This is a genomic window from Roseicella aerolata, assembly GCF_020523605.1.
GTDB classification, from domain to species: domain Bacteria; phylum Pseudomonadota; class Alphaproteobacteria; order Acetobacterales; family Acetobacteraceae; genus Paracraurococcus; species Paracraurococcus aerolatus.
Genome location: NZ_JAJAQI010000167.1, coordinates 1 through 906 on the forward strand (window position 1 = coordinate 1; position 906 = coordinate 906).

General features: G+C 68.5%; 2 protein-coding genes. Both read left to right on the forward strand.

The features are described from left to right. Positions 1 to 261 (forward strand): hypothetical protein (locus LHA35_RS28370; protein ID WP_226615250.1); only part of this gene is annotated, 261 nt, incomplete at its 5' end. Next, on the forward strand, positions 210 to 906 hold a 697-nt coding region (locus LHA35_RS28375; RefSeq protein WP_226615251.1), incomplete at its 3' end, for an IS5 family transposase. The genes LHA35_RS28370 and LHA35_RS28375, both read left to right, overlap by 52 nt.

Genomic DNA, 906 nt, shown 5'->3' on the forward strand with positions numbered 1-906 from the left:
CAGGCAGATCAGCGCGGGGCCGACACAACGGGCCGGGTGCCGGCCCATCGCCACCATATCGAGCCGATGTCTCCCGCTGGCATTCTCAGCCCCCTTGATCTGCCGCCGCCCTCTGCTCGTCACATTCCCCAGCCCAGCCGCGGTGACGGCTGGAACGTCCTGGCCGATGTGAAGGTGTTCGTTTTTGCTGTCGAGGCGAACTGGAGGCCATGGACCGCGAACGGGTTGGCGTGCATCGCCGCGGGCGCAAGCCGGACCTGAGCTTGCGGCGACGGCTAATCGGGCTGATCTGGATGCTGACCTTCGGTGGCATGCAGTGGCGCATCGCCGGCTGGCTCTCGGGTATTTCCTTCACCACGCTGCACAGCACCTTCGCGCGCTGGTCCCGGCTCGGTCTGTGGCGCCGGCTGGGCCAGCGCCTCGCGCTCGATTGGCGCCGGGCCTGCGGCGATGAGGTCCTGCCCTCGGCGGTGGTGGTCGACAGCCGCTCGCTCCGCTCCGCCCCGACCGCCTGGGCACGCGGCATCGATGGCGGCAAGCTGGTCAAGGGCATCAAGCTCTTCGCCGCCTGCGACAAGCATGGCTCGCTGCTCGACCTTGAACTGCATCCGGCGAATACGGACGACCACGCAGGCATCCTGCCGACGCTGCCTCGGCTCGCCGCGCTCGGCTTCCAAGGCGATCTGCTCGGCGATAGCGGCTTCAAGGGCGCCCCCTTCGCAGCGGCGGCACTCGAGCACGACATCCATGTCTCGGTCACGCCCGGTGGCACGCGCAACAGGCGCTTCCTGCCAAGCGGGATCCGGTGGGCCGTCGAGCGCCTGTTCGCCTGGCTCAGCTGCTATCGCCGGCTCAACATCGTGTATGATCGTGCGCCCGACCTCTTCGCCGCGCACGTCTGGATCG